Source organism: Sphingomonas sp. (assembly GCF_051962185.1).
Lineage (GTDB): Bacteria > Pseudomonadota > Alphaproteobacteria > Sphingomonadales > Sphingomonadaceae > Sphingomonas.
Genome location: NZ_JBQCCN010000340.1, coordinates 1 through 25,412, shown reverse-complemented (window position 1 = coordinate 25,412; position 25,412 = coordinate 1). Strand labels below are relative to the sequence as shown.

At 66.2% G+C, this 25,412-nt stretch carries 24 protein-coding genes; 14 read left to right on the top strand and 10 right to left on the bottom strand.

Going from position 1 to position 25,412, the window contains the following annotated elements; all coding sequences use genetic code 11:
• The first annotated feature begins 192 nt into the window (after window positions 1-192).
• The 5 genes from ybeY to ACTHJR_RS20745 all read left to right on the top strand — a co-directional run bounded on the left by ybeY (window position 193) and on the right by ACTHJR_RS20745 (window position 6,586).
• On the top strand, window positions 193-702 hold the full coding sequence (gene ybeY, locus ACTHJR_RS20765) for an rRNA maturation RNase YbeY (protein WP_440525326.1): 510 nt from the start codon (window positions 193-195) through the stop codon (window positions 700-702).
• A 9-nt stretch (window positions 703-711) separates the two neighbouring features.
• Window positions 712-1,602, top strand: a complete 891-nt coding sequence (locus ACTHJR_RS20760; RefSeq protein ID WP_440525325.1) for a hemolysin family protein — start codon at window positions 712-714, stop codon at window positions 1,600-1,602.
• Window positions 1,603-1,931: 329 nt separating this feature from the next.
• Window positions 1,932-4,142, top strand: a complete 2,211-nt coding sequence (gene katG / locus ACTHJR_RS20755; protein ID WP_440525324.1) for a catalase/peroxidase HPI — start codon at window positions 1,932-1,934, stop codon at window positions 4,140-4,142.
• Between the two features lie 376 nt (window positions 4,143-4,518).
• Window positions 4,519-5,895, top strand: a complete 1,377-nt coding sequence (locus ACTHJR_RS20750) for a PQQ-dependent sugar dehydrogenase (protein ID WP_440525323.1) — start codon at window positions 4,519-4,521, stop codon at window positions 5,893-5,895.
• A gap of 196 nt (window positions 5,896-6,091) precedes the next feature.
• Window positions 6,092-6,586: a helix-turn-helix domain-containing protein gene (locus ACTHJR_RS20745; RefSeq protein ID WP_440525322.1), complete on the top strand. Its 495-nt coding sequence runs from the start codon at window positions 6,092-6,094 to the stop codon at window positions 6,584-6,586.
• 9 nt (window positions 6,587-6,595) lie between these two features.
• Here ACTHJR_RS20745 and ACTHJR_RS20740 read toward each other — a convergent pair whose 3' ends face one another.
• Both ACTHJR_RS20740 and ACTHJR_RS20735 read right to left on the bottom strand, forming a co-directional pair.
• A complete protein-coding gene (locus tag ACTHJR_RS20740; RefSeq protein WP_440525321.1) occupies window positions 6,596-6,898 on the bottom strand; it encodes a polyhydroxyalkanoic acid system family protein in 303 nt (100 codons plus the stop codon).
• A complete protein-coding gene (locus ACTHJR_RS20735) occupies window positions 6,895-7,311 on the bottom strand; it encodes a VOC family protein (protein WP_440525320.1) in 417 nt (138 codons plus the stop codon). The genes ACTHJR_RS20740 and ACTHJR_RS20735 overlap by 4 nt, the downstream gene beginning before the upstream one ends.
• A gap of 148 nt (window positions 7,312-7,459) precedes the next feature.
• Between ACTHJR_RS20735 and lnt the strand changes: the two genes are divergently transcribed.
• The 6 genes from lnt (at window position 7,460) to ACTHJR_RS20705 (ending at window position 14,169) form a co-directional block, all read left to right on the top strand.
• Entirely contained in the window at window positions 7,460-9,019 is a 1,560-nt protein-coding gene (gene lnt / locus ACTHJR_RS20730; protein WP_440525319.1) for an apolipoprotein N-acyltransferase, read from the top strand.
• Window positions 9,020-9,099: 80 nt separating this feature from the next.
• Window positions 9,100-10,311: a methionine adenosyltransferase gene (metK, locus tag ACTHJR_RS20725; RefSeq protein ID WP_440525318.1), complete on the top strand. Its 1,212-nt coding sequence runs from the start codon at window positions 9,100-9,102 to the stop codon at window positions 10,309-10,311.
• Window positions 10,312-10,428: 117 nt separating this feature from the next.
• Complete coding sequence (locus ACTHJR_RS20720; RefSeq protein ID WP_440525317.1) at window positions 10,429-11,472, top strand: hypothetical protein; 1,044 nt, start codon at window positions 10,429-10,431, stop codon at window positions 11,470-11,472.
• Window positions 11,473-11,527: 55 nt separating this feature from the next.
• The gene (trmB, locus tag ACTHJR_RS20715) at window positions 11,528-12,208 is read left to right on the top strand and encodes a tRNA (guanosine(46)-N7)-methyltransferase TrmB (RefSeq protein ID WP_440525316.1); all 681 of its coding nucleotides are present in this window, start codon (window positions 11,528-11,530) and stop codon (window positions 12,206-12,208) included.
• 27 nt (window positions 12,209-12,235) lie between these two features.
• The gene (locus tag ACTHJR_RS20710) at window positions 12,236-13,060 is read left to right on the top strand and encodes an SDR family NAD(P)-dependent oxidoreductase (protein WP_440525315.1); all 825 of its coding nucleotides are present in this window, start codon (window positions 12,236-12,238) and stop codon (window positions 13,058-13,060) included.
• Between the two features lie 65 nt (window positions 13,061-13,125).
• Window positions 13,126-14,169, top strand: a complete 1,044-nt coding sequence (locus ACTHJR_RS20705; protein ID WP_440525314.1) for a ParB/RepB/Spo0J family partition protein — start codon at window positions 13,126-13,128, stop codon at window positions 14,167-14,169.
• Between the two features lie 198 nt (window positions 14,170-14,367).
• On the opposite strand, the gene ACTHJR_RS20700 is transcribed toward ACTHJR_RS20705, so the two are convergent.
• Window positions 14,368-15,459: a GNAT family N-acetyltransferase gene (locus tag ACTHJR_RS20700; RefSeq protein WP_440525313.1), complete on the bottom strand. Its 1,092-nt coding sequence runs from the start codon at window positions 15,457-15,459 to the stop codon at window positions 14,368-14,370.
• A 53-nt stretch (window positions 15,460-15,512) separates the two neighbouring features.
• Window positions 15,513-15,872: an STAS/SEC14 domain-containing protein gene (locus tag ACTHJR_RS20695; RefSeq protein ID WP_440525312.1), complete on the bottom strand. Its 360-nt coding sequence runs from the start codon at window positions 15,870-15,872 to the stop codon at window positions 15,513-15,515.
• A gap of 40 nt (window positions 15,873-15,912) precedes the next feature.
• Between ACTHJR_RS20695 and ACTHJR_RS20690 the strand changes: the two genes are divergently transcribed.
• Window positions 15,913-16,377: a DUF2721 domain-containing protein gene (locus ACTHJR_RS20690; RefSeq protein WP_440525311.1), complete on the top strand. Its 465-nt coding sequence runs from the start codon at window positions 15,913-15,915 to the stop codon at window positions 16,375-16,377.
• Between the two features lie 18 nt (window positions 16,378-16,395).
• Here the strand turns inward: ACTHJR_RS20690 and ACTHJR_RS20685 are convergent, their stop codons facing one another.
• Complete coding sequence (locus ACTHJR_RS20685) at window positions 16,396-17,979, bottom strand: amidase (RefSeq protein ID WP_440525310.1); 1,584 nt, start codon at window positions 17,977-17,979, stop codon at window positions 16,396-16,398.
• Between the two features lie 138 nt (window positions 17,980-18,117).
• Here ACTHJR_RS20685 and ACTHJR_RS20680 point away from each other — a divergent pair, with 138 nt between their 5' ends.
• On the top strand, window positions 18,118-19,575 hold the full coding sequence (locus ACTHJR_RS20680) for a flavin-containing monooxygenase (RefSeq protein ID WP_440525309.1): 1,458 nt from the start codon (window positions 18,118-18,120) through the stop codon (window positions 19,573-19,575).
• A gap of 180 nt (window positions 19,576-19,755) precedes the next feature.
• Here the strand turns inward: ACTHJR_RS20680 and ACTHJR_RS20675 are convergent, their stop codons facing one another.
• The 4 genes from ACTHJR_RS20675 to ACTHJR_RS20660 all read right to left on the bottom strand — a co-directional run bounded on the left by ACTHJR_RS20675 (window position 19,756) and on the right by ACTHJR_RS20660 (window position 23,082).
• Window positions 19,756-21,513: a chloride channel protein gene (locus ACTHJR_RS20675; RefSeq protein ID WP_440525308.1), complete on the bottom strand. Its 1,758-nt coding sequence runs from the start codon at window positions 21,511-21,513 to the stop codon at window positions 19,756-19,758.
• Between the two features lie 371 nt (window positions 21,514-21,884).
• Window positions 21,885-22,157 carry a DUF3175 domain-containing protein gene (locus ACTHJR_RS20670; RefSeq protein WP_440525307.1) on the bottom strand — a complete coding sequence of 91 codons (273 nt, stop codon included), beginning with the start codon at window positions 22,155-22,157 and terminating at the stop codon, window positions 21,885-21,887.
• A gap of 197 nt (window positions 22,158-22,354) precedes the next feature.
• Window positions 22,355-22,504, bottom strand: a complete 150-nt coding sequence (locus ACTHJR_RS20665; RefSeq protein WP_157082174.1) for a hypothetical protein — start codon at window positions 22,502-22,504, stop codon at window positions 22,355-22,357.
• A 41-nt stretch (window positions 22,505-22,545) separates the two neighbouring features.
• On the bottom strand, window positions 22,546-23,082 hold the full coding sequence (locus tag ACTHJR_RS20660; RefSeq protein ID WP_440525306.1) for a hypothetical protein: 537 nt from the start codon (window positions 23,080-23,082) through the stop codon (window positions 22,546-22,548).
• Window positions 23,083-23,197: 115 nt separating this feature from the next.
• On the opposite strand from ACTHJR_RS20660, the gene ACTHJR_RS20655 reads away from it, so the two are divergent.
• Complete coding sequence (locus tag ACTHJR_RS20655) at window positions 23,198-23,566, top strand: PRC-barrel domain-containing protein (RefSeq protein ID WP_440525305.1); 369 nt, start codon at window positions 23,198-23,200, stop codon at window positions 23,564-23,566.
• A 219-nt stretch (window positions 23,567-23,785) separates the two neighbouring features.
• On the opposite strand, the gene uvrB is transcribed toward ACTHJR_RS20655, so the two are convergent.
• The coding region (gene uvrB, locus ACTHJR_RS20650) for an excinuclease ABC subunit UvrB (RefSeq protein ID WP_440525304.1) at window positions 23,786-25,412 on the bottom strand (1,627 nt) is incomplete at its 5' end.

Genomic DNA, 25,412 nt, shown 5'->3' with positions numbered 1-25,412 from the left:
CCGGGGAGGTGGGGCCCCACCCGATGGTCGGGGGTATGGTCGTGGGTTTTGGGGGGGAATGGGGGTGGGGGGTGAAGCAAAATTCGGCCCCGCCCTTTCGGGGGTGGGGTTGGGGGTGGGGCCTCTCCAAAAACGACTCAGCTTGACGCGCTGCCCCACCCCAACCCCTCCCCTGAAGGGGAGGGGCTACTGATGCTTGAGATCGCCGTCTCCAGCGAATCCCCCTGGCCCGAGCACGATTGGGACGCCCTCGCCGATCGCGCCGCGCGCGCGGCGATCGACCGCACGCCGCATGGCGAATTGCTGACCATTCCCGCCGCGGTCGAGATCTCGCTTCGGCTCACCTCGGACGACGAGGTCCATGTCCTCAACCGCCAGTATCGGCACAAGGACAAGCCGACCAACGTCCTCAGCTTCCCGATGGTGCAACCCGACCTGCTCGAGACGGTAACGCAGAATTCGGACGATGGCGAAGTGCTGCTCGGCGACATCGTCCTCGCCCATGGCGTCTGCGCGGTGGAGGCGGCGGAACGCGGCATCGCGGTCGAAACGCACGCGACTCATTTGATCGTGCACGGCGTGCTGCATCTGCTAGGCTATGACCATATCGACGACCGCGAGGCCGAGACGATGGAAGCGATCGAGACCGACGCGCTCGCCTCGCTCGGCATCGCCGATCCCTATCTGATCGAAGAGGACTGAACGACCACAATGCCCGAGGGCCCCAGTACCGACGCCGGCGACAGTATCTGGCGCAAGCTGAAGTCTCTGTTCGGAGAGCACGAACCGACGCTGCGCGACCAGCTCGAGGACGTGATCGAACGCCATGAGGACGACCCCGCCCCCGACGCCGCGGGCGACCTGACGCCGCTCGAGCGCCAGATGGTCCGCAATTTGCTGCATTTCGGCGAGCGCGACGCGGGCGATGTCGGGGTGCCCCGCGCAGACATCACCGCGGTCGAGGAGAAGACCAGCTTCGCTGACCTGGTGACCTTGTTCGCCGAGGCCGGTCATAGTCGCCTGCCGGTCTATCGCGGCAGCCTGGACGAAGTGATCGGCATGATCCACGTCAAGGACGTGTTCGCCATCCTGGCGACTGGCGCGCCGCATCCCGAGACGATCGACGCCTTGATCCGCCAACCGCTCTACGTCCCGATGTCGCGCGGCGCGCTCGATCTGCTCGCCGACATGCGGTCGAAGCGCGTCCATCTCGCGATCGTACTCGACGAATATTCCGGCACCGAGGGACTCGTCACGATCGAGGATCTGGTCGAGGAAATCGTCGGCGATATCGAGGACGAGCATGACGAGGCGCCCGAGGCGCTGCTCGTGCCGCTCGACGGCGGCGCCTGGGATGCCGACGCGCGCGTCGAACTCGAGGACGTCGCCGAGACGATCGACCCCAAGCTCGCCGAGCATGAGGAAGATGTCGACACACTGGGCGGGCTCGCCGCGGTGATCGCCGGGCGGGTGCCGACCAAGGGCGAGTGCCTGGAAACGCCGTCGGGCTGGACGCTCGAAGTGCTCGAGGCGGATTCGCGCCGGATCGAGAAATTGCGGCTGCATCCGCCGAAGCCGGTGCCGGAGGGGGCGGAGGCATAACCGCGGACCGTCACGCCAGCGAAAGCTGGGTTCTCGAGCCGCATCGCGCCATCGCCTGAGGCCCCAGCCTTCGCTGGGGCGACGGTTTAGACTGGGGCGACGGGACGGATCGATCGCCGGGGGCGACGGAAAGCACCAGGCGCGCAACGGATTCCCACTGATCGATTTTTCCGCTCGCGGAGATCAGATTAACTCATCGCATAAATGATTGCAGCGTCCGGCCGCACCGGTCACAACCGGTGCGCGGGCCGCGACCGCGGCTGCGCGCCCGATCCGATGAGAATCCCCCTACGCCGGCAACGACCGGCGCGAACGAGAGGACGAACGTGATGGATGCTGTTACCGACGGTAGCCCGCTGAGCGATCCGAACAAGGAGCCCGCGGCGCTGCGCACCCTGCTCGGCCGGACCAACCGCGACTGGTGGCCCAATCACCTCTCGCTCGACATCCTCCACCAGAAGGGGATCAGCGGCAATCCGATGGGCGACGATTTCGATTACGCCAAGGAATTCAAGTCGCTCGACCTCGCCGCGGTCAAGGAGGACCTGCCCGCGCTGATGACCGACAGCCAGCCCTGGTGGCCGGCCGATTACGGGCATTACGGTCCGTTCTTCATCCGCATGGCCTGGCACTCGGCCGGCACCTATCGCACCGGCGACGGCCGCGGCGGCGCCAATGCCGGGCAGCAGCGCTTCGCCCCGCTCAATTCGTGGCCGGACAACGGCAATCTCGACAAGGCACGCCGCCTGTTGTGGCCGATCAAGCAGAAATATGGCCGCAAGCTCAGCTGGGCGGACCTGATGATCCTGGCCGGCAACGTCGCGATCGAGTCGATGGGCGGGCCGGTGTTCGGCTTCGGCGGCGGCCGCGAGGACGTGTGGGAGCCCGAGCGCGACATCTATTGGGGCACCGAGCAGGAATGGGTCGGCAGCGCCAACAGCAAGACCCGCATCGACGAGGAGGAAGGCCGCGCGCTCGAGGAGCCGCTCGCCGCGATCCAGATGGGTCTGATCTACGTCAATCCGGAAGGGCCCGGCGGCGTGCCCGATGCGCTGCAATCGGCCCGCGACATCCGCGAGACCTTCTACCGCATGGGCATGAACGACGAGGAGACCGCGGCGCTGACCGCCGGCGGCCACACGTTCGGCAAGGCGCATGGCGCGGGCGACGCCAGCCTGGTGGGCGCCGAGCCGGAAGGCGCGGACATCGCGCAACAGGGTCTCGGCTGGCAGTCGGGGCATGAAAGCGGCATGGGCGACCATACCATCACCTCGGGCATCGAAGGATCGTGGACGCCGAAGCCTACAGAGTGGACCATGCTCTATTTCGACATGCTGCTCGATCACGAATACGAGCTGACGCGTAGCCCCGCGGGCGCAAAACAGTGGCATCCGGTCGGCGACCCGCCCGAAACGCTCGCGCCCAAGGCGCACACGCCTGGCGTCAAGGTGCCGACGATGATGACCACCGCCGACATGGCGCTGAAAATGGACCCCGAATACCGCAAGGTGATGGAGAAGTTCCGCGCCGACCCGGCCTATTTCGCCGACACCTTCGCGCGCGCCTGGTTCAAGCTCTGCCATCGCGACATGGGGCCGAAGGCGCGGTACCTCGGTCCCGACGTCCCGACGGAGGACCTGATCTGGCAAGACCCGATTCCCGCCGGCCCGAAACTCGGCGATGGCGACGTCGCGACGCTGAAGGGCAAGATCGCGGCCTCGGGTCTCTCGGTCGCGCAGCTGGTGAAGACCGCCTGGGCGTCGGCCGCGACCCATCGTGGATCGGACCATCGCGGCGGCGCCAATGGCGGCCGTCTCCGCCTCGCGCCGCAAAAGGACTGGGAAGTCAACGAGCCCGCCGAGCTGGCCAAGGTGCTCAAGGTCTATGAAGGCATCCAGGCCGATTTCGGCGGCGCGGGCAAGGTCAGCATTGCCGACCTCATCGTACTCGGCGGCAATGTCGGCGTCGAACAGGCGGCGAAGGCCGCGGGACGAACCGTGACGGTTCCGTTCACCAGCGGCCGTGGCGATGCGAGCGCCGAACAGACCGATGCCGAAGGTTTCGCCGTGCTCGAACCGCGCGCCGACGGCTTCCGCAATTACCTCCAGGTCAGGTTCAACGTGCCGACCGAGGAATTGCTGGTCGACCGCGCGCAATTGCTCGGCCTGTCGGCGCCGGAGATGGCCGTGCTGGTCGGCGGCCTGCGCGTGCTCGGCGCCAATTACGCCGGCTCGAAGCATGGCGTGTTCACCGACCGTCCGGGTCAGCTGACCAACGACTTCTTCGTCAACCTGCTCGATATGGGCACCGCCTGGCGCCAGATCGACGATTCGGCGGACGAGGAATTCGAGGGCAACGACCGCCATACCGGCCAGCGCAAATGGACCGGCACGCGCACCGACCTGGTGTTCGGGTCGAACTCGCAATTGCGGGCCTTGTCCGAGGTCTATGCCTCGGCCGATGCCGGCGACCAGTTCGTCGCCGACTTCGTCAAGGCCTGGACCAAGGTCATGAACGCGGATCGCTACGATCTCGCGTGACCCTGTTCCGTCGGCCCCTCGGGGCCGGCACAGCCGCCGGCGCCCCTTCCCCCCGGCGCCGGCGGCTCTCCGTTTCAAGTCGAAGTTTAGAACTTCCACGTGGGACCGAACCACGCGTTGGAGGCATATTGGTTCTCGACGCATCGCTCGTTGGGAGCCGAAGAAAGGGAGGCGGCCCGGCTATTTATGGACGGCCGGGCCGCGGTTTTGTCCAGGGGACGGACAAGACACAGGATAATCCCATCGATTTGCTAGGAGATAGATCTTTACTTACAGGGCAGCAAGCGCCGCTTTTCGCGCCGGGCCATGCGGGCTTTCGAAGTCCAGGTGATGGGATAACGTTGCCCCCGCCCCGCGCGACCAGTATCGTCATATCATGCGCCAGCGAATCCTGATCGGTCTTGCCCTCGTCCTCATCATGGTGGGCAGTCTCTATCTTTATTTCGCCCAGCCCGACGAAGCGCGGCTGAGCGTCGCCGCGGTCAGCGGCAGCCGTCCCGACATCAGCGCGCCGCGAGTCCAGATCTGGCCGACGATCAAGGTGGCCGACGCCGTCGGTTGGAAGCAGGGCGAGATGCCGACGCCGGCAGCGGGCTTGAAAGTCAACGCCTTCGCTTCCGGCCTCGACCATCCGCGGTGGCTCTACCGGTTGCCCAATGGCGACGTGCTGGTCGCGGAGACCAATTCGCCGCCGCGCAAGGGCGGCGGGATCGCCGGCTGGGTGATGGATTATCTGCTCAACAAGGGCGGCGCCGGCGTGCCCTCGGCCAATCGCATTACCTTGTTGCGCGACGCCGATGGCGATGGCGTGGCGGAGGTCAAACAGCCGTTCCTGACCGGGCTCAACTCGCCATACGGCATGGCATTGCTCGGACCGTATCTCTACGTCGCCAACACCGATGCCTTGGTCCGCTATCCCTTCACGCCGGGCCAGACGAAGATCGACGCCAAGCCCGAGGTCGTGATCAAATACCCCGGCGGCGGCAATCACTGGGCGCGCAACGTCATCGTCGCGGAAGACGGGCAGAGCCTGTACCTGACGGTCGGGTCGTCGACCAACATCGCCGACAATGGCCTGGACGCGGAGAAATTCCGCGCCAACATCCTTCAGGTCTTTCCCGATACCAAGACCTTCCGCGTCTTTGCCGCGGGCACGCGCAATCCCATCGGCCTGGCGATCGAGCCCCGCACCAAGGCGCTTTGGACGGTAGTCAATGAGCGCGACATGCTGGGCTCCGACACCCCTCCGGACTATCTGAGCGCGGTCGAGGCGGGCGACAATTTCGGTTGGCCGTGGTTCTATTGGGGCGGTTATCCCGATCATCGCGTGAAGCCGGAGAATCCGGGGCTGCAGGAATATGTGAAGCGTCCCGATTACGCGCTGGGGCCGCATGTCGCCGCGCTGGGCCTGACGTTCGCCGCCGACTCGCGGCTGGGCCCGCAATTCGCCGACGGCGCGTTCGTCGGCCAGCACGGGTCGTGGAACCGGCTGCCGGTGTCGGGCTATAACGTCGTCTACATTCCGTTCGGCGACAACGGCTTTCCCGCCAAGGGCGCGAAGGAGGTCGAGGTGCTGTCGGGATTCCTCGATGCCAAGGGTCAGGCCCGCGGTCGCCCGGTCGGCGTGATCTTCGATGCGACCGGATCGCTGCTGGTAGCGGACGACGTGGGCAACAAGATCTGGCGAGTCAGCTCGGCCACGCCGCAGCCCGCGCCGACGCCGGCTGCGTCATCCAAGCCATCGGGCAAGTAATCGAGAAAGGGGCGGGCTGCAGCTGGCCCCCCGACCGTGCAGCCCGCACACCCCGTACGACACCGAAGGGTCCGCGCGTTGCCACGCTTCTTTTCCCTCGATTCCTTTGCTTTACACGAACTTGACCCATTCGTGCGTTGACGATTTCATCCAAACTGCCCAAAATGGGTTAGTTTCGGGGGCGGGAGTGAGTCAGATGGCTGCTGGCGACCGCGTGGCTACGGTGCCCGAGCGTATGAGCGATCATTGGCGCATCGCCATGTTCGCGCTGACCAACCTGTTCCTGTCGATGCACCGCACCTTCACCGGACATGAAGGGCATAGTCCTTCGGTGGTGCTGATCTATTGCACCGTCTCGGTCGGCAACATCCAGAAGCTGATGCGCGAGCGCGTCATCCCGAGCGAGTTCACCGCGACCGCGGTGCTGCCGCGCGAATGGGTGGTGCCGATGTCGCGCAGCGCGATCGCCGCGACCACCGGCCTGCCGCGCGAGACCGTGCGCCGCCACGTCGCGCAGATGATCGAGGCGGGCCTGTTGGTAGAGGACCCGCGCGGCGGGGTGACAGTGGTCCCCGGCGCGATCCAGGACCGCGCGCTGGAGCCCTTGCTCGAAGCGATGATCACCGAATTCTCGCGGACGACCGAAGCGCTGCTGCGCGCCGGCGTGATCGAGGTCCGCAACGGCGCCTGATCGACCGCTCTATTCGAGCAGCCTCGGCGCTTCCTTGGCGAGCTTGGCGCGGATACGCTCGGCGAACAGTGCGAGAAGCGGCGGCAAGTCGACCGTCGCGATCACCTTGTCTTCGCGCACGTCGAGCCTCGATGCGACCCGCTGGCCCATTGCCGCCACGGTGAAATGAAGCACGTCGGCGGCCCAATGGTGCTCGACCTCGGCCCCGCCCGGAAACCAGCCCGACAGCTTGCCGATACCGGCATCGACCCGCCGGCGCGCCTCCGCCAGGCCGAGCTTGTGCGGCATTTCGACGACGATGGGCTCGCTCATGTGGCGAACAACATCGAATCGTCGGCGAACGCCTTGAACTCGAGCGCATTGCCCGACGGATCGCGGAAGAACATCGTCGCCTGCTCGCCCGGCTGGCCGACGAAACGGACATGCGGCTCGATCCCGAACGGAATGCCGGCCGCCTTCACGCGGTCGGCGAGCGCCTGCCAATCGGGCATCGCCAGCACCACGCCGAAATGCGGCACCGGCACGTCATGGCCGTCCACCGCATTCTCGACCGCGACCGGCTTCGCTGCGGGATCGAGATGCGCGACGATCTGATGACCGAACAGGTCGAAGTCGATCCAGCTGTCCGAACTGCGCCCTTCGGGGCAGCCAAGCGTGCCGCCGTAAAAGGCGCGTGTCGCGTCGAGGTCATGGACCGGAAAGGCGAGGTGGAAAGGTCTGAGCATGACTGCCTGCTACTCCCCGCCGCCCCAAACGTCACCCCGGCCTTGTGCCGGGGTCCACCGTTCCGCATACGCACCGGGCGCGGCACCTGCTGCACGATGGATGCCGGGACGAGCCCGGCATGACGATTGAGAGGACGGTGCACTCATTGTGATCTGGTTGCGTCGCCTGCTTCTTTTGGCGCTTGGGGCCCTGTCCGGCCTGGGCTTCGAACCTTGGGCATTGTGGCCGCTGGCGTTGGTAGCGTTCGCTCTCTGGCTGTTTCTCGTCCACGAGGCCCGGTGGTTGCGCCACGCGCTGGGGATCGGCTGGCTGTTCGGGCTCGGCCACATGGCCGTCGCCAATCTGTGGATCCAGCAGCCCTTCGTGTTTCAGGACAAGATGCCGCCGCAACTCGGCTATATCGCGGTCGTTCTGGTCGCCGCCTATCTGGCGATCTTCCCGATGTTGGCGGCCGGCGTCGCCTGGCGGATCGGCAGCCGGGCCGCCTCCGGCGACCCCGCTCCTCGCCCGGACGCGGCATTCGTGCTGGTCGCCGGCGCCGGCTGGACCGCCACCGAATATCTGCGCGGCACCTTGTTCACCGGCTATCCCTGGGACCCGCTCGCCGTCATCTGGATCCCGCAATTGTCCATCGCCGGGGCGGCGCGGTTCGTCGGGACGTACACGCTGTCGGGCCTGACCGTGGTCGTCGCGGGCGCGCTGATGCTGCTAGCGCAGCGTCGCTGGCAATTGGCGTTGATCACCGTCGTGCCGATCGTCTCCTTGCTCTGGTTCCCGACCGTGCGGATCGATCCGGTGCCGGCCGCCGGCACGCCGGTCGTCAGGGTCGTGCAGCCGAACCTTCCCGAAGAGGCGAGGCCGACGGATGATTATGCGGAGGCCAATTTCCAGGCGCTCGCCCGGCTGTCGGGCAAGCCCGATCCCGACCGCTCCAGGTTGATTCTGTGGCCCGAGGGCGCGATCCGTTTCCCCGTCGAGGACGGCTATCCGCTTTACGTCTATCAGGAGTTGGGCAGCGCGCAGACCGCGCGTATGCGGATGGCCGCGTTGCTCGGCGACCACGACACGATCCTGACCGGCACGCAGGGCATGTATTTCGACAAGAAGACCGAGAACATGACCGCGGCGACCAACTCGATCGCAGTGATCGGTGCGGACGCCCGGCTCCACGGCCGCTACGACAAGGCGCACCTCGTCCCCTATGGCGAATATCTGCCGATGCGACCGCTGCTGGAAGCGATCGGCCTGTCGCGGCTGGTGCCCGGCGACGTCGACTTCATCCCGGGCCCCGGTCCGCGCACCATGACCGTCGCCGGCTTCGGCAAGGTCGGCATGCTGATCTGTTACGAAGTGATCTTCTCTGGGCACGTCGTCGACCCGAACGATCGGCCCGATTTCATCTTCAATCCGTCGAACGACGCGTGGTTCGGCACGATGGGGCCGCCCGCGCATCTTGCCCAGGCGCGGCTCCGTGCGATCGAGGAAGGATTGTCGATCGTCCGCGCGACCCCGACCGGGATCTCGGCGATCATCGATCCCGACGGCTCGATCCGGCAGAGCATCGCGATGGGCAAGGCCGGCGCGATCGAAGGCCCGGTCGCGCGTGGCGCCCCCACGCTCTTCTCGCGCCTCGGCAATTGGCTGGCGCTGATCGTCTCGGCGATTCTGCTGATTTGCGCGATTGCCATCCGTCGCCTCGCCCGCTAGGACGCCCGACGTCATATAAGGAAAGCTTTATATGGGCATGGCAACGGCCCGGCTTTCCCCCGAACCCCAGAGGAAACTCCATGCGTTCCAATTATCTCTTCACGTCCGAATCGGTCTCCGAAGGCCATCCCGACAAGGTCTCCGACCAGATTTCCGACGCCATCGTCGACCTGTTCCTGTCGAAGGATCCCGAAGCGCGCATCGCGTGCGAGACGCTGACCACCACCCAGTTGGTCGTCCTCGCCGGTGAAATCCGTGGGCGCGGCATCATGGACACCGACGGCAATTGGGCGCCGGGCGTCAAGGAAGAGGTCGAGAAGACCGTCCGCGATACCGTCAAGCGCATCGGCTACGAACAGGAGGGCTTCCACTGGGAGACCCTGACCTTCGAGAACAACCTGCACCCGCAGTCGGCGCATATCGCGCAGGGTGTGGACGCCAGCGGCAACAAGGACGAGGGCGCCGGCGACCAGGGCATCATGTTCGGCTTCGCCTGCGATGAGACCCCGGACCTGATGCCGGCGACGCTCGACTACAGCCACAAGATCCTCGAGCGCATGGCCGCCGACCGTCATTCGGGCAAGGCCCCGTTCCTGGAGCCCGACACCAAGAGCCAGGTCACGCTGAAGTTCGACGGCGGCAAGCCGGTGGCCGCGACCGCGATCGTCGTCTCGACCCAGCACGGCAAGGGCTATGACGAAGGCGACAAGGAAGCCGAGCTTCACAATTACGTGAAATCGGTGGTCGCCGACGTTCTGCCGGCGAACCTGCTCAGCGATGAAACCGTCTATCACATCAACCCGACCGGCTCGTTCGAGATCGGCGGCCCCGACGGCGACGCGGGTCTTACCGGCCGCAAGATCATCGTCGACACCTATGGCGGCGCGGCCCCGCATGGCGGCGGCGCCTTCTCGGGCAAGGACCCGACCAAGGTCGACCGTTCGGCGGCGTACATCACCCGTTACCTCGCCAAGAACATCGTCGCCGCCGGCCTCGCCAAGCGCTGTACGATCCAGTTGGCCTATGCGATCGGCGTGTCGAAGCCGCTGTCGCTCTATGTCGACACGCACGGCACCGGTTCGGTCGATGACGCCAAGATCGAAGAAGCGATCAACAAGATCGAGAAGCTCGGCGGCCTGACCCCGCGCGGCATCCGCACGCATCTCGGCCTCAACAAGCCGATCTATGCGCGTACCGCGGCTTATGGTCACTTCGGCCGCAAGCCCGAGGGCGACTTCTTCCCCTGGGAACGCACCGACCTGGTCGAGGACCTCAAGGCCGCTTTGGCCTGATCCCGACGATATCGGTTGAAATGATGAGGGCCGGGGAGCGATCCCCGGCCCTTTTTCGCTGGCGGCGCGGCGACGATATTGGCACCCTCCGCAGCCGGGAAAGCGGGGGAAGTTTCGATGACTATCAGGTCCTTGATCGTCGCAGGATTGCTCGCGGCGGCGATCGCCATGCCGGTGCAGGCCGAGTCCAAGAGGCAGATCGAGGCGCCCGCCGGCGCGCCTTGGAAACATGCCCAGACCGGAATCACGCTCCCGCCGAGCCTGCTCGGGATCGCCCGCGGCTCGATCGGCGACAACAGCGGCAGCGAGATCGACGTCTTCGCCGATTATGGCGACGGCCAGGCGACCGTCATCACGCTCTATGTCTTCCGCCCCGCGCTCGCGAGCGTGCCGATGTGGTTCGATCGCTCCGAAGCGCAGATCTTGATGCGCGACGTCTACGCCAATGCCACGCCGGCGGCGGCCGTGGCGGCGTTCGCGCCGCCGGGCGGCAAGGCTACCTCCGCGCTGCGCCGCATCTACGTCCCCGGTAAGGGACCCTATAAGTCGACCGGCCTGGCGATCATGCCGATGGGCGAGTGGCTGGTCGCGGTGCGGATCAGCTCGCAGGAATTCGACGCAACCGCGCTCGATGCCAAGCTGGACGAGGTGATCAAGGCGCTCGGCTGGCCGGGCGGAATCGCCGACGCCGATGCCGCCGTCCCCGTCGCCGCGTGCGCGACGCCGCTCACTTATGCGAAACGGGCGAAGATCAAGCCGCCCAACATGATGGACGCATTGCTCGGCGCGACCCTGGCCACGGTCAAGCCGACCGACGAGGAGAAAGCCGAGGCGGTTCCGGTCATCTGGTGCCGCGAGGGCGCGCCCAAGCAGGAATATGGCGTCTATCGTGCGGTCGGCAGCGACACGGGCTATACGATCGCGATGGGCGACGCCGGCCGCGTCATCAACGTCTTTCCCGGCCTCGCGCTCGATTCGAAGGATCCCGGCTATCAGCTGAGCGTGGGGCTGCTCGACCAGACCCTGGTCTATCCGTCGTTCGACAAGCTGCCCGCGCCCGAGGTCGCGGTCGACGCGGTGATGAAGAACCGCCCGGTGTCGTCGGCGGCGCGCGGCGGCAAGAACATCACGATCGAGGCCGGAGGATTGAAGGCGAAATAAAGCGCGGTCGCGCGCGATTGGCTTTTCGGCGCATCTCGCTCTAGGCGGTGCCGCGATGAACGATCCGACCACCATCCGGCGCCTCTACGGCCGGCGCCAGGGACACAAATTGCGCCAGGGGCAGAGTGCCCTGGTCGAGGAATTGCTGCCGCGGGTCGAGCTGCCGGCCGCCGGTCCGCTCGACGCCCCCATCCTGTTCGGCGACGACCGTCCGCTCGAACTGGAGATCGGCTTCGGCGCGGGCGAGCATCTCGCGGGCCAGGCCGCGATGCGCCCCGATCACGGCTTCATCGGCTGCGAGCCGTTCCTCAACGGCGTGGTCGGCGCGCTCGGGCATATCCGCGACCGCGGGCTGGAGAATGTCCGCCTGCACATGGGCGATGCGCTAGAGGTGGTCGAGCGACTGCCCGACGCCAGCCTCGACCGGGTCTATCTGCTCCATCCCGATCCCTGGCCCAAGGCGCGGCACGCCAAGCGTCGCATGGTCAACCACGGCCCGCTCGATCTGATCGCGGCCAAGCTCAAGCCCGGCTGCGAATTCCGGCTGGGGACCGACGACCCGACCTATTGCCGCTGGTCGATGATGATCATGAACCAGCGCAGCGATTTCGCCTGGACCGCCGAGACGCCGCACGATTTCCTCACCCGCCCCGACGACTGGCCCGAGACGCGTTACGAGCGCAAGGCACGGCGCCAGGGGCACGAGGTCTGGTACTTCCGCTACATCCGGCGCTGACATTTCCCGGCAACCAAAGGATCGACGATGAGTGACCTCGCAACCGTGATCGGTGCCGGCAAGCTGGCGGTAGTCACCGGCGCGGCGAGCGGAATCGGGCTAGCCGCGGCGCAGCGCTTCGCAGCGGACGGGATGCGCGTGGTGCTGGTCGATGCCGTCGCCAAGGTCGAGGACGCCGCGACCGCGATCGGCGGCGATGCCGTGGCGTTCGTCGTCGACGTGTCCGATCGCGCCGCGATGGAGCGGCTGGCGGCGGAAGTGCGCGCACGCTTCGGGCCGGTGTCGCTGCTGATGAACAATGCCGGCATCCATGGCGGTGCCGATGCCTTGTCAGGTTCTGCCATCTGGGACCGGGTGATCGCGGTCAACCTGATGGGAGTGCTCCACGGCGTGCAGACATTCGTGCCGGCGATGATCGCCGCCGACGGGCCGGCGATCGTCATCAACACTGGATCGAAACAGGGCATCACCCAGCCGCCCGGCAATACCGCCTACAACGTCAGCAAATCTGGCGTGAAGGCGCTGACCGAAGGCCTGGCCCATTCGCTGCGCGAGCAGGCCGGCGATCGCGTCACCGCGCATCTGCTGATCCCCGGCTTCACCTTCACCGGCATGAGCAGCGCGACCGAGAAACCGGCCGGCGCCTGGTCTTCCGGGCAAGTGGTCGAGTTCATGATGGAACGCCTCGCCGCCGGCGATTTCTACATCCTCTGCCCCGACAATGACGTGACGCGCGGCATGGACGAGAAGCGCATGGCTTGGGCGATGGGCGACGTGATCGAGAACCGTCCGGCCTTGTCACGCTGGCATCCCGATTGGGCGGAACGTTTCGCTGCCTATATGGCCGAATAAGCCAAGGCCGTGGCGGCGCATTTCCTGCTACCGCCGCGCCCGCTCACGGCCTATCGTGACCCGCGATGACCGAGCGTCGCGACAAACCCAGCTTCGCCAGCCTGTTCAACCGCGCGCGCGCGGAGGCGGAAGCGCCGCAATCCATGCCCGTCCCGGCGATGCCCGCGGAAACCGCTCCTCCAGTCGAGCCGCGCCGCCGCGACGAATGGGCTTATGAGGCGATGCAATTCCTCGTCGACCCGGCGCGCGTCCGCATCTGGCCGGGCAATGCCCGCATCTATGAGGATCTCAGTCCCGACAATTGCCGCGACCTGATCCAGTCGATCGCGACCGAGGGAATGCAGAAGGTCGCGGCGATCGTCCGCCCCGTGTTCGACGACGCTCTCTACGAATATGAAGTGATCGCCGGCACGCGGCGGCATTTCGCGGTATCGTATCTGCGCGCGACCAGCATGCCGTCGCTGCGCTTCCTGATCCAGGTCGAGATCCTCGACGACGAGGCCGCATTTCGCCTCGCCGATCTCGAGAATCGCGCGCGCAAGGACGTGTCGGACATCGAGCGCGCGCGCAATTACGCCGCCGCGCTCCACGATCATTATGCCGGCCATCTGACGCGAATGGCCGAGCGACTGGCGCTATCCAAGTCGTGGCTGTCCAAGATGATCCGCGTCTCGGCGCTCCCCGACCAATTGCTCGCCGCCTTCGGCTCGCCCGGCGACCTCCATCTCAAACCCGCTTACACGCTCGCGCAGAAGATCGACGGCCCCGCCGGCCCGCTGATCATGGCGACGGCAGCGCAGATCGCGCGCGCCCAGGCCGCACGGCGCGTCGATGGCCTGGCGCCCTACCCCGCCGCGGAAGTGCTCCGTCAATTGAACGCGGCGGCAGCCCCCTCCCCCGAGGATGCCGCGGAGTTGCGCGGCCCGACCGGGCGGCTGGCGATGACCGCCAATGCCAACAAGAACACGCTGACCTTGAAGCTGCACGCGGGGTCGGGGGTGACACGCAAGGCGATCACCGACGCAGTCCGCGCGGCACTGGTTGTGGCCGAGACAAAGGGATTCTCGCTGGGCTTGGCCGCGCGTCCGGAAGATGACGACGCAGCTTAGCATCGATTGGCGGATTGTATCGACTTAGAGACCCGGTGTTATCGGCCACTTCGTCTACCAGGAACAATCGTCACCCCGGCCTTGTGCCGGGGTCCACCGGGCGGCAAGCGCTGCGCGACGATCTCTTGGGGAAGGCCCAGCTTCACGGCGGATGCTGGGACAAGCCCGGCATGACGAATTGAAGATGTTGAGAGCGTCTTAGGCCTGCCCGCTGCGCTGCCACAATCCCTTCAGCACTCGTCCCAACATCGCCGGCGCGCCGGGCTTGAGCAACAGCCAATCGCGGACCGCCGGGCCCTGTTCCGCGCCGATCGTTTCCTTGTAGCCGCTGTCGCCGGCGCCCCAATCGACCTGCGTCATTCCGTCGCCGAGCGCGCGAACTAGGTTGCGGTAATAAAGCAATTTCCCCGGCGAATGCTTGGCGAAGGCCGGGTCGTAGCTGTTGGCGATCGCATATTTGAGCGTGCCGAGATTGAGGTCGAACGAGAAAGCCGCCGGCACGCCGTCGACGGTCAGCAGCGCCGCCCACATCATCTCGGCGATCGCCGGATCGGCCGCCGCCTGGCGCCAGAACGCGCCATGCCCCTTGCGCGTGAACTTGGCGTCGCCGCCATCGGTGCGGGCGGCAATCCAGCTCTTTTCCTCGATCGCCGCGAGTTGGTCGAACCCGCCCGCCAGAAGCTCGATGCCGCTGAGGAACCGCCAGTCGAGCGCGCCATGTTCGGCGAGATGCTTTTCGTGGAAGCGATTCTTCTTGAGTGTGGATGCGCGCGGCCAACTCCCTTCGCTCTGTGCCGCCGCCATGTCGAGCAGGTAGGAATCGGCGACACGGCGATCTAGCACTCCCCAGCCCCGCCGTTTCGCCGCCGCCACCAGCGCCGTGACCGCCAGATCGCCATCATAGGATGGGCCGACGCGCAAGCCGTTGACCTCTTGTCCCAGGCGATCGACCAGCACGTCGAACGCGGCGTCACTGGCATCGGCGAGCGCGGGGAAACCGCGGAAGGGCCAATAGCAGCCGGGAATCGTCGCCAGCCGCGCCGCTTCGGGCCCGAAGCCCGCGATCGGCAAGGCGATAACCGGATGGCCGTCGCGTTCGACGACCAGCGTCCGCGCCGCCCCGCCATAAGCGGCAAGCGACGCCGCGAACCATTGATAGCGCAGGAAGCGATGACTCTCGACCGCGCCCTCGGCGACGGTATCGATCAGCGCCGACAGCCCATCGAACGCCGTGGCGCGCATGACGGGGGGCAGGCGCGTGAATTCGCTGAGAAGCATCGGCTTGGTCATGCGCGCGGCTATACGCGCGAGCCGTTACCAAGCCGTGTTGGTGTAGAAGCTCGTCAAGCTTCGCGTACCCACGCGCGTGCGGCGTCGCCCTGGCTCTCGGGAAACACGCGCATCTCGCCCGAAAAGAGCGCGCCCGCCGCCCGCGTGATCGGCCCGATCCAGCCGTGGTCGGTCACCACCGCCGCGCGCCCCACGACGCCGCGATGCCGGACGACCCATTTCAGATCCTCCCACCATAACGACGGGTCGATCGGGCCCAGCTTGCGCACCGTCTCGACGACGCGCAGCTTGCCGTGCCGTGCGATCTGCGCTTCCAGCACCGGGATCAGCGTCTCGTAATCGGCGCGCGTAATCTCGCCGTCGACCAGCAAGTCGATGACGCCCGCTGCCTCGTCGACCGTATAGCTCAGCATCCGGCTCTCCTTCCGCTTTCCTAAACGCGCGGGCACCGCCATGATGTCCGGCATGCAGGCCAATACCGTCTCGACCATCGCCCAGACGATCCAATTGTCGCTGTCGCCGGTCTTCATGCTGACCGGTATCGGCGCGTTGCTCAACGTCCTGGTCGGGCGGATGGCGCGCGTGGTCGACCGCGTGCGCGATCTCGAGAAACTGCATCCGGCGGCGAGCGGACCCGAGCGCGACCGATACGTCTGGGAACTCCGCATCCTCGACCGGCGAATCAAGATCATCAACGCGGGGCTGTTCCTGGCGGTGTCGAGCGCGGTGATGACCTGCCTCGTAGTGGCGCAATTGTTCATCGCCGAATTGATCGGCCTGCACATCGCGACGATGGTCGCGCTCAGCTTCACGCTGGCGATGCTGCTGCTGATCGCCGCGCTGGTCTGTTTCACCATCGAGGTCCGCACTTCGCTCCGCGCCGTGACCGTGCGCGAGGAACTGCTCGAACACCAATAGGCCGCTCGCTGCCCGGGCTCAGCGCTTGCCATCGACCTCCGCACCGGCATCCGCCGTCGGCGCGTAGTCCGGCGCGACCCGCGCCTTCGACGCCTGCTCATAGACATAGCCCGCTTCGAGCAGCTTGCCGTCGCTATAAGCGGGGCCGATGAACGACACCCCGGTCGGCAGCCCGCGCACCAGCCCCATCGGCACGGTCAGATTGGGATAGCCGGAGATCGCCGGCAGTTCGGACGAGCTCGGGCCGTTATATTGGTCACCGTAGATGGGATCGCTCAGCCAGGCCGGGCCGTAGGTCGGCTGCACCAGAATCGCCGCGTTCGCTTCCTTGAGCATGCCGTCAATCGCCCCTTTGGCCAGGCCATAGGATTTCTCGCGCTGCGCCTTGTAGCTCGGCTCGTCGACGCCTTTCGACTTCGCCGCCATGTCGAACAATTCCTGCGCGAAATAGGGCATCTCGGCATCGGCATTGGCGCTATCGAACGCGATCACGTCGTCGAGCGTGCGCGTCTTCACGCTGGGCGGGGTCGAGGCAAGATATTTGTCGAGATCGGTCTTGAGCTCGAATTTGAGCACGTCGAATTCGGCGTCGCCCATGCCGTCGGTCTTGGGCCGCTGGACGTCGACCAGCACCGCGCCCTGCGCCTCGAGCACGGCGAGCGCGCGATCGAACCGCGCGGCGACCGGCGGCGTCATGTCGGGACGATAGACCGCTATCCGCACGCCCTTGAGCGAGGCGCCGGCCAGCCCCGCGGTGAAATCCTGGCGATACTTGCCGGCGTCCCGGGTCGCGGGATCCGCCGGGTCGCTGCCGACCATCGCCGAGAACAGGGTCGCCACATCGCGCACGCTGCGCGCCATCGGCCCCGGCGTATCCTGGCTGTGGCTGATCGGCACGACATAGGTTCGGCTGACGAGGCCCAGCGTCGGCTTCAGCCCGACCAGCCCGTTGATCGAAGACGGGCAGACCACCGATCCGTCGGTCTCTGTCCCCAGCCCCGCCGCGGCGAAGCTCGCCGCCACTGCCGCGCCGGTCCCGCTCGACGAGCCGCAGGCGGTGCGGTCGAGGCCATAGGGATTGCGCACCAAGCCGCCGATGCCGCTCCATCCGCTCATCGCTTTGGTCGAGCGGATATTGGCCCATTCGCTGAGGTTGGTTTTGGCCAGGATTACGACGCCCTGCGCGCGCAACAAGGCGATGACCGGCGCGTCGCGATGAGTAACATTGTCCTTGAGCGCGAGGCTGCCCGCCGTCGTGGCGACCGGATCCTTGGTTTCGATATTGTCCTTGACCAAGATCGGAATGCCGTCGAGCGGGCCGAGCAATTTCTTCGCCTTGCGCCGCGCGTCGCTCGCCCGTGCCTGGGCGAGCGCGTCGGGATTTAGCGCGATGATCGCGCGCAACGTCGGGCCCGGGCGGTCGATTCGGGCGATCCGGTCGAGATAGGCGCGCGTGATCTGCTCGCTCGTCACACCGCCGCTCGCCAATCGGGCGCGCAATTCATCGATCGATTGCTCGGTGACGGCGTCCGAGGTGAGCACACTCTGTGCTACGGCGGGCAGCGGGGTCGCGAGTAAGAGCCACGCTAGAGGTAGACGCATTGATTCCCCCCATTCGTCATGCCGGCCTCAAGCCCGCATCCACGGTGCCGCGACACCGAACCAGTGTGATCTTGCGGCACCGTTGAGCCGTCGACAAGTCCGGGGTGACGAGGAAATTTCTGCGGCTATGCTGCATGCATGACCGCCCTAATCGAAACCCAGGTGATCATCATCGGCGCCGGCATGTCGGGCCTGCTCGCCGCGATCCGGATGACGCAGGCCGGAGTCGATTTCGTCGTCCTGGAAAAGAGCGGGGACGTCGGCGGTACCTGGCTCGACAATAGCTATCCCGGCTCGGGCTGCGACGTGCCGAGTCACCTCTACAGCTACAGCTTCGCCGGCAACCCGCATTGGTCGCGACTGTACGCTCGCCAGCCCGAGATCCTCGATTATTTCCGCGCCCAGGCGAATCGCTTCGGCATCGCACCGCACTTGCGGCTCGGGGTCGAGGTCGCCAGCGCCGATTGGGACGAGGAAAGCGCGCACTGGACGGTCGCTTCGACCGGCGGCGATCGCTGGCGTGCGCCCACCTTGGTCGTCGCCACCGGGCAGCTCAACCGTCCGCGGACTCCCGACCTGCCGGGCCGCGAAAATTTTGCCGGCGCGCAGATCCATACCGCGCGCTGGCGCACCGACGCGCCGATCGCCGGCAAGAAGGTCGGCGTGATCGGCACTGGCGCGAGCGCGATCCAAATCGTGCCTGAAATCGCCCGGGATGCCGGGCATCTGACGGTTTTCCAACGCTCGCCGCACTGGATCATTCCGCGCCTCGACGAGCCGATCAAGGACAGCACCAAGCGCCTGTTCGCGCGGATGCCGCTATTGCGGAAGACGTTCCGCGCGCTGATCTGGCGGCGGCTCGAGGCGATCCACCCGGCGATCGCGCGCCCTGGCGGCGCGAAGGCACGCGAGCTCGAGCGGATGGCGCATGATTATCTCGCGGCGACGGTGCCCGACGCGGCGCTACGGGCCAAGCTGACTCCCGATTTCCCGATCGGCTGCAAGCGCACCCTGGTGTCCGACGATTATTATCCGGCGATGACGCGCGACAACGTTGCACTGGAAACGCGCGCAATCGAGCGGATCGAGCCCGGCGGCGTGCGATTGACCGACGGGACCCAGGTCCACCTCGACACGATCGTCTGGGCCACCGGTTTCGAGACGCATGGCTTCGTCTCCCCGATCGCGATCCATGGACCGCACGGCAGCCTGGCCGAATCCTGGGCGGCGGGCGCCAGCGCCTATCGCGGCACCACCGTGGCGGGCTTCCCCAATCTGTTCCTGCTCTATGGGCCCAACACGAATCTCGGGCACAATTCGATCATCTTCATGGTCGAACGACAGATGGAATATGCCCTGCCCGCGATCCTCAAGGTCGCACGCGGCGAAGCGCGCCGCATCACGGTCAGGCCCGAGGTCCACCAGACCTACAATCGGATGCTGCAGAAACGGCTGGCGAGTACTGCCTGGGCGGCGGGCTGCGGTAGCTGGTACAAGACCGCCGACGGCGTCATGCCCAACAATTGGGCCGGCAACACCGCCGAATTCGCCAGGATGATGAAGCGGTTCGACGTCGAGGCGTACGACATCGCGTGAGAAAATCCTCCCCATGCTCGCATGGGGAGGGGGACCGCCGCCGAAGGCGGTGGTGGAGGGGCCGCAGCGGCGCAGCCGCGAGGACGGGGCATTTCCCCTCCACCATTCGCTGCGCGAATGGCCCCCCTCCCCATCTACGATGGGGAGGATTTGCTCAATCATGGCCTCTAGCTTGGGGCACTATTCCCCGAACAGGTCGCGCTGTGCCTTTTCGAGTTCCTCCGCGTAGCGCTTGCGGACGAACTTTTCCGACAAGGTGCCAAGCACCACGCCGTCATGTTCGACCAAGACCAGTTCGTCTGCCTGACTGGCGTCGAACTTGGCCATGATCTCGATGATATTGTCCTCGGGGGCGAGCGGCGGCAGCGCGGTCTTGATCAACGTGCCGACCGCGGCATCGGCGCCGACTCCCTCGGCATAGACCATCGACGGCGCGATGATCCCGGCATAGTCGCCGGTCGGATCGGTCACCACCACGCGACTGACCGCGCCCAGGGGAAAGCGATGGCGGAATTCGCTTGCGGTGGCCGCCGCCGGGATCGCCTGGACTTCGCGCCGCATCATCCGCCCCGCGGTCAGCAACCGCACCCAGCCGACGTCGCGCGCGCTCTTGATCGTCTCGCCGCGCAAATGGAGCCGCCAGGTCGAGAAGCTGTAGCCGAACATCTCGCGCACGATGGTCGAGGCGATCAGCGACGCGGCGAGCACCGCGCCGGTCAGCAGAAAGCTCTTCGTCGTCTCGAACACCAGCATCGCCATGGTCAGCGGCGCGCCGATGATCGCCACCGCCATCGCCGCCATGCCGACCAGCGACGCATCGCCCGAGGGCAGCACCTGGTAGCCGGCGATCAGTTGGACCACGCCGGCGAACAAATGGCCGACCAACGTGCCGATGAACAGCGACGCGAAGAACAATCCGCCCCTGAACCCGAAACCGAGCGAGACGATCGACGCCATCGCCTTGGCCACCAGCACGACCGCGATGAAGGTCAGCGACGCGCCGATCGCGAGGTCGGCACCCAACGCGCCATGGCCGGCCGACAATACCTGGGGCGACAGCGCGGCGATCGGCACCATCAGCAGCCCGCCGATCGGCGGGCGCGCCCAGCTCGGCAGGCCGACGCGCCGGGTGCCGGCCTCGACCGCCGCGACCGCCCGCATCAATATGATCGCGATCACCGCGCAGACCGCGCCCAACAGGCTGTAGAGGATGTAATGATCGCCCGGCACCGCGATCGACGAATTGACCGCCTCGACCGCATAGGGTGGCGCTCCGAGCAGGTGCGCGACCAATGTCCCGGCCAGCGCCGCCGCCGCGACCGGCGCGATCGCCGAGGGCGTATAGGCGCCGATCACGATCTCGAAGGCATAGAAGGCGCCGGCCAGCGGCGCCCCGAACGCGGCGGCGATCGATGCCCCCGCCCCGGCACCGACCAGGATGCGCAAATCGCCACGCCGCGTCCCGAGTGCGAGCCCCGTCGCCGAGGCCGCCGCGCTGCCGAGCTGGGCATAGCCCGCCTCGAGCCCGACCGAGGCGCCGAAACCGTTGGAGATCGCGGTCTGGACGGCGATGATCAGGCTGTCGATCACCGACATGCGCCCGCCGTGAAGCGCGTTCGCCTCGACCGCGTCGACCAAGGTCCGCTTGCGCGCGCGCACCGCCAGCGAGAACAGCGCCAGCACGATCCCGCCGAGCGGCAGCATCGCGAGCTGGACCGGCGACAGTCGCTCCACCGCGCTCAGCCGGATATGCGCGGGCAGTCCGAACGAGAGCGCCTGCAGCCCACGCGCGATCGATCCCAGCACGACGGTCAGCAGCCCCGACGCCGCGCCGATCGCGACGGCCAGCCCGACGAACCACAATTCGCTCGCGCGGAAGCGCCGCCTGATCCAGGCGATCGGCGTCAGCGCGCGGTAAGGAAGTTGGAAACCGGACATGCGCCGCCGCTATTCGCGCATCGCCCACAAATGAAAAGAGGCTGCCGGGGATTTTCGTCCCCGGCAACCTCCTGACATGGTCAGCGGCCGGAAGCTCCAGCCCGGAGGACCATGCGAACCGCTATTCCTGTGATCCCGTGCGTTGATTGAGGGAGAATACCCCCCGCACAGGATCGGCGGACTTAGCGGCGCGTCCCCCGAACGAACTGAACCGACCCCATTGCTGAACCATGAGACATCGGATCACCTCCTTTCGCTTGTTGAAACACCGTGACCAACACTGGCCACGACCCCAATGTGAATCGTGCGAGTCCGCAATTCAAGTCTTGTAATGTTCGGTAAAATAGACGAATCTCTTTCGCCTATGCTGATCAGCGCCCGAATGCGGCGCGTAGCTCGTCTTTTGCCTCTTCCAGAACCTTCTTCTGTTTCGCCGGCAGATCTTTGCCCGCGCGATTGATGTAAAAGGTCAGCATCGACATGGCCGATCGGAACGGGGAGCTCTTGCGCCGCTTGCTATGCTCGGCCGAGCGTTTGAGCGACAGCGCGATCGATTTCGGGTCGTCGCGGGTGAACACGTCTTTCGCCAGATCGAGCGCGTTGGAATGTTCGGTCACATCCTGCGACCATTTCTTCGCGGCCATTGGGCTTTCCTTTTCCTGCGATGAGGCGATTGCGACTCCCAAAATCCTGCCCCGCTAGAGGGAGGTGGCGCGCGTAGCGCGACGGAGGGGGAGGACGCATGCCGGTGGGTGGCAGCTGACCGCCCCCTCCGTCAGCCTGCGGCTGCCACCTCCCCTGGCGGGGGAGAATTGAGGAAGGCGACCAACGCAGCGACAGATTAGTGCCGCTTGAAATATTGCACTTCGCGCTCGTGCTTCTCGGCGCCCTCGCGCGTGTCGAAGGTGCCGAGATTGCGGCGCTTGTGCGTCTTGGGATCGACCTTGCGCGAATAAAGGCGGTATTCGCCCGATTTGAGCTTGCGGATCATCGCTTTTCTCCTCGCGCCGAAAAACGTTCGGAGAGGCGAGTCTATCCCCGGCAATCCTCGATCACGCGGCCGAGTTCGGCATAAGGCGGTACGACCAGCGGCGCCGCGCCGGTGCGCTCGACCACGAACCGCCCGCGGCTGAACGCCATGGCGTCGAGCATCGCGTCGCTCGGCACCACCTGGCTCGCGACATAGCCGGCATCGCCGCCGGTCGGCCGCAGCAGAATCGATCGGGTCAACGTGGTCGTCCGGATCGTCGCCGCGTCGCCCGGGCCGTGGACCGACAGGTACATCGCGCCGCGCGTGCGGTCGCAGCGCAGCATCAGCAGCGCATCGCCTCCCGGCGGGCCGAACAGCGCGATCGACCCGACCCCATCCTTGCGATAGGCCCAGTCGCCCGGTGTGAACGGCCAGTCGTTCCAGTCGGCGCCGAGCGGGGGCGTGACCACGGGCGGCGGGCTCGGCCGCACGACGGGCGGCGGCGCGGGCCGGACCTCTGGTGCCGGCTTGGGCGGTGGCACGCAACCGGCAAGCAACAGGGCGATCGAAGCGGCGGCGGCGGCAAACGTATAGCGCATCACCCGATCATGGCGGCGAGCGCCGCGCGCCTCAACCCGAAAGCGGCATTCGGGCGTGGATCGGCGACGACCGTCGCGCTACGATCGTTTCGGATCGAACCGCGAAAGGGTAGAAGTGGCCGAGACGAGCATTCAGCCATTGGTGGCGGCGACCCTGGCCGAGACGATGAAGGTCAGGAGCCGCGACGGCGGCAAGACGATCGGTACGTTACACGCTTTCATGGTCCACAAGCGCTCGGGACGCGCGATGTACGCGGTGCTCAGCCTCGGCGGGTTCCTGGGCGTCGGCAAGCATTTCTACGCGGTGCCGATCTCGCTGCTGGCGTACGACCTCGCCGCCGATGCCTATGTCGCGAGCGTCGAGCCCAAGACGCTGGAAGGCGGGCCGAACTGGTCGGGTACGGCGCCGGATTTCGACCAGGCCTATGTGGATCGATTGGCGAATTATTATGGCGCGGGCACGCAGGATTTGGCGGTCGGCTAATCGCGCCGTCTCGCATCACCCTCGCCGCGTCGCTCACTATCCTAGTTCGTCATGCCGGCCTTGTGCCGGCATCCGCCGGGCGTCTTGGTCATGGCTGCGCAGTTCGAGCAGGAACCGCGCATTCAGCAGCAGCCGCCCGGCAGACCCCGGCACAAGGCCGGGGTGACGGCAAGGGCTCGGCGCGCGCGCAGCATCCAACCGGACCCAATTCGCGGAGCCTTACCGCCGGCTCCCGCTCCCGAACTTCTTCTGCACCTTGCCGTAGCGCGTCTTGCGCGTGCCCGGCTTGCCTTCGTTCGATCGGCCCATCGGTGGCGGGATGACGCGGTCTTCCGAGGGAATGCCCAGTTCCTCCGCCTCCAGCGCGCGAATCTCGTCGCGCAGGCGGCCCGCTTCCTCGAACTCGAGGTCGGCCGCGGCCTTGCGCATCTTCTTCTCGAGGTCCTCGATGTAAGCGCGCAGATTGTGCCCGACCATGTGCGGGCGCTGCTCGTCGATTTCGACCGTAACCTGGTCCTTCGATGCGACATGCGCGATGATGTCGCCGATGTTGCGCTTGATCGGGGTCGGCGTGATGCCGTGCTCGCGGTTGTACTGGTCCTGCTTCTCGCGGCGGCGGTTGGTCTCGTTGAGCGCGCGCTCCATGCTGCCGGTCATGCGGTCGGCGTAGAGGATCACTCGACCCTCGACGTTGCGCGCGGCGCGGCCGATGGTCTGGATCAGCGACGTCTCCGAACGCAGGAACCCTTCCTTGTCGGCATCGAGAATCGCGACCAGCCCGCATTCGGGGATGTCCAGCCCCTCGCGGAGCAGGTTGATCCCTACCAGCACGTCGTAGACCCCGAGCCTAAGGTCACGGATCAGCTCGATTCTCTCGAGCGTCTCGACGTCCGAATGCATGTAGCGGACCTTGATCCCCGCTTCGTGCATATATTCGGTCAGATCCTCGGCCATGCGCTTGGTCAGCGTGGTGATCAGCGTGCGATAGCCCATCGCTGTGGTCTTGTTGCATTCCTGGATGACGTCCTGGACCTGCTCCTCGACCGGGCGGATCTCGACCGGCGGGTCGATCAGCCCGGTCGGACGGATGACCTGTTCGGCGAACACGCCGCCCGTCTGCTCCATTTCCCAGCCGCCGGGCGTCGCCGAGACATAGGTGGTCTGCGGGCGCATCGCGTCCCATTCGTTGAAGCGTAGCGGCCGGTTGTCGATACACGACGGCAGGCGGAAGCCATATTCGGCCAGCGTGATCTTCCGCCGATGGTCGCCCCGCGCCATGCCGTTGATCTGGCCGATCGTCTGGTGGCTCTCGTCGACGAACAGCAGCGCATTCTCGGGCAGATATTCGAACAAGGTGGGCGGCGGCTCGCCCGGCAGGCGGCCGGTCAGGAAGCGCGAATAATTCTCGATGCCGGCACAAGATCCCGTCGCCGCAATCATTTCCAGGTCGAAGTTCGTCCGCTGTTCGAGCCGCTGCGCTTCGAGCAACTTGCCTTCGATCTGCAATTCCTTGAGCCGCTCGGCGAGCTCGTGCTTGATCGCCTCCATCGCCTGTTTGAGCGTCGGTCCCGGCGTCACATAATGCGAATTGGCGAACACACGGACGTAGTTCAGGCTGGCGATTTTCTTCCCGGTCAGCGGATCGAATTCGGTGATCTCCTCGATATCGTCGCCGAAGAACGACACGCGCCAGGCGGTGTCTTCATAATGCGACGGGAAGATTTCGAGATTGTCGCCCTTCACCCGGAAATTGCCGCGCTGGAAGGCGGCATCGTTGCGCTTGTACTGGAGCGCGACCAGCTTGCGCACGATCTCGCGCTGGTCGACGGTCTGGCCCTTCTTCAGG

What these genes read in the sequence shown, in the direction of transcription:
- ACTHJR_RS20740 (WP_440525321.1), bottom strand. Translation starts at nt 6,898, where the DNA reads ATGAGCGAGCCCATCGTCGTCGAAATGCCGCACAAGCTCGGCCTGGCG.
- ACTHJR_RS20750 (WP_440525323.1), top strand. Translation starts at nt 4,519, where the DNA reads ATGCGCCAGCGAATCCTGATCGGTCTTGCCCTCGTCCTCATCATGGTG.
- ACTHJR_RS20700 (WP_440525313.1), bottom strand. Translation starts at nt 15,459, where the DNA reads ATGACCAAGCCGATGCTTCTCAGCGAATTCACGCGCCTGCCCCCCGTC.
- ACTHJR_RS20665 (WP_157082174.1), bottom strand. Translation starts at nt 22,504, where the DNA reads ATGATCCGCAAGCTCAAATCGGGCGAATACCGCCTTTATTCGCGCAAG.
- ACTHJR_RS20735 (WP_440525320.1), bottom strand. Translation starts at nt 7,311, where the DNA reads ATGCTCAGACCTTTCCACCTCGCCTTTCCGGTCCATGACCTCGACGCG.
- ACTHJR_RS20720 (WP_440525317.1), top strand. Translation starts at nt 10,429, where the DNA reads ATGACTATCAGGTCCTTGATCGTCGCAGGATTGCTCGCGGCGGCGATC.
- ACTHJR_RS20745 (WP_440525322.1), top strand. Translation starts at nt 6,092, where the DNA reads ATGGCTGCTGGCGACCGCGTGGCTACGGTGCCCGAGCGTATGAGCGAT.
- ACTHJR_RS20760 (WP_440525325.1), top strand. Translation starts at nt 712, where the DNA reads ATGCCCGAGGGCCCCAGTACCGACGCCGGCGACAGTATCTGGCGCAAG.
- ACTHJR_RS20710 (WP_440525315.1), top strand. Translation starts at nt 12,236, where the DNA reads ATGAGTGACCTCGCAACCGTGATCGGTGCCGGCAAGCTGGCGGTAGTC.
- katG (WP_440525324.1), top strand. Translation starts at nt 1,932, where the DNA reads ATGGATGCTGTTACCGACGGTAGCCCGCTGAGCGATCCGAACAAGGAG.
- ACTHJR_RS20675 (WP_440525308.1), bottom strand. Translation starts at nt 21,513, where the DNA reads ATGTCCGGTTTCCAACTTCCTTACCGCGCGCTGACGCCGATCGCCTGG.
- ACTHJR_RS20680 (WP_440525309.1), top strand. Translation starts at nt 18,118, where the DNA reads ATGACCGCCCTAATCGAAACCCAGGTGATCATCATCGGCGCCGGCATG.
- ACTHJR_RS20705 (WP_440525314.1), top strand. Translation starts at nt 13,126, where the DNA reads ATGACCGAGCGTCGCGACAAACCCAGCTTCGCCAGCCTGTTCAACCGC.
- ybeY (WP_440525326.1), top strand. Translation starts at nt 193, where the DNA reads ATGCTTGAGATCGCCGTCTCCAGCGAATCCCCCTGGCCCGAGCACGAT.
- ACTHJR_RS20690 (WP_440525311.1), top strand. Translation starts at nt 15,913, where the DNA reads ATGATGTCCGGCATGCAGGCCAATACCGTCTCGACCATCGCCCAGACG.
- ACTHJR_RS20660 (WP_440525306.1), bottom strand. Translation starts at nt 23,082, where the DNA reads ATGCGCTATACGTTTGCCGCCGCCGCCGCTTCGATCGCCCTGTTGCTT.
- ACTHJR_RS20670 (WP_440525307.1), bottom strand. Translation starts at nt 22,157, where the DNA reads ATGGCCGCGAAGAAATGGTCGCAGGATGTGACCGAACATTCCAACGCG.
- metK (WP_440525318.1), top strand. Translation starts at nt 9,100, where the DNA reads ATGCGTTCCAATTATCTCTTCACGTCCGAATCGGTCTCCGAAGGCCAT.
- ACTHJR_RS20695 (WP_440525312.1), bottom strand. Translation starts at nt 15,872, where the DNA reads ATGCTGAGCTATACGGTCGACGAGGCAGCGGGCGTCATCGACTTGCTG.
- trmB (WP_440525316.1), top strand. Translation starts at nt 11,528, where the DNA reads ATGAACGATCCGACCACCATCCGGCGCCTCTACGGCCGGCGCCAGGGA.
- ACTHJR_RS20685 (WP_440525310.1), bottom strand. Translation starts at nt 17,979, where the DNA reads ATGCGTCTACCTCTAGCGTGGCTCTTACTCGCGACCCCGCTGCCCGCC.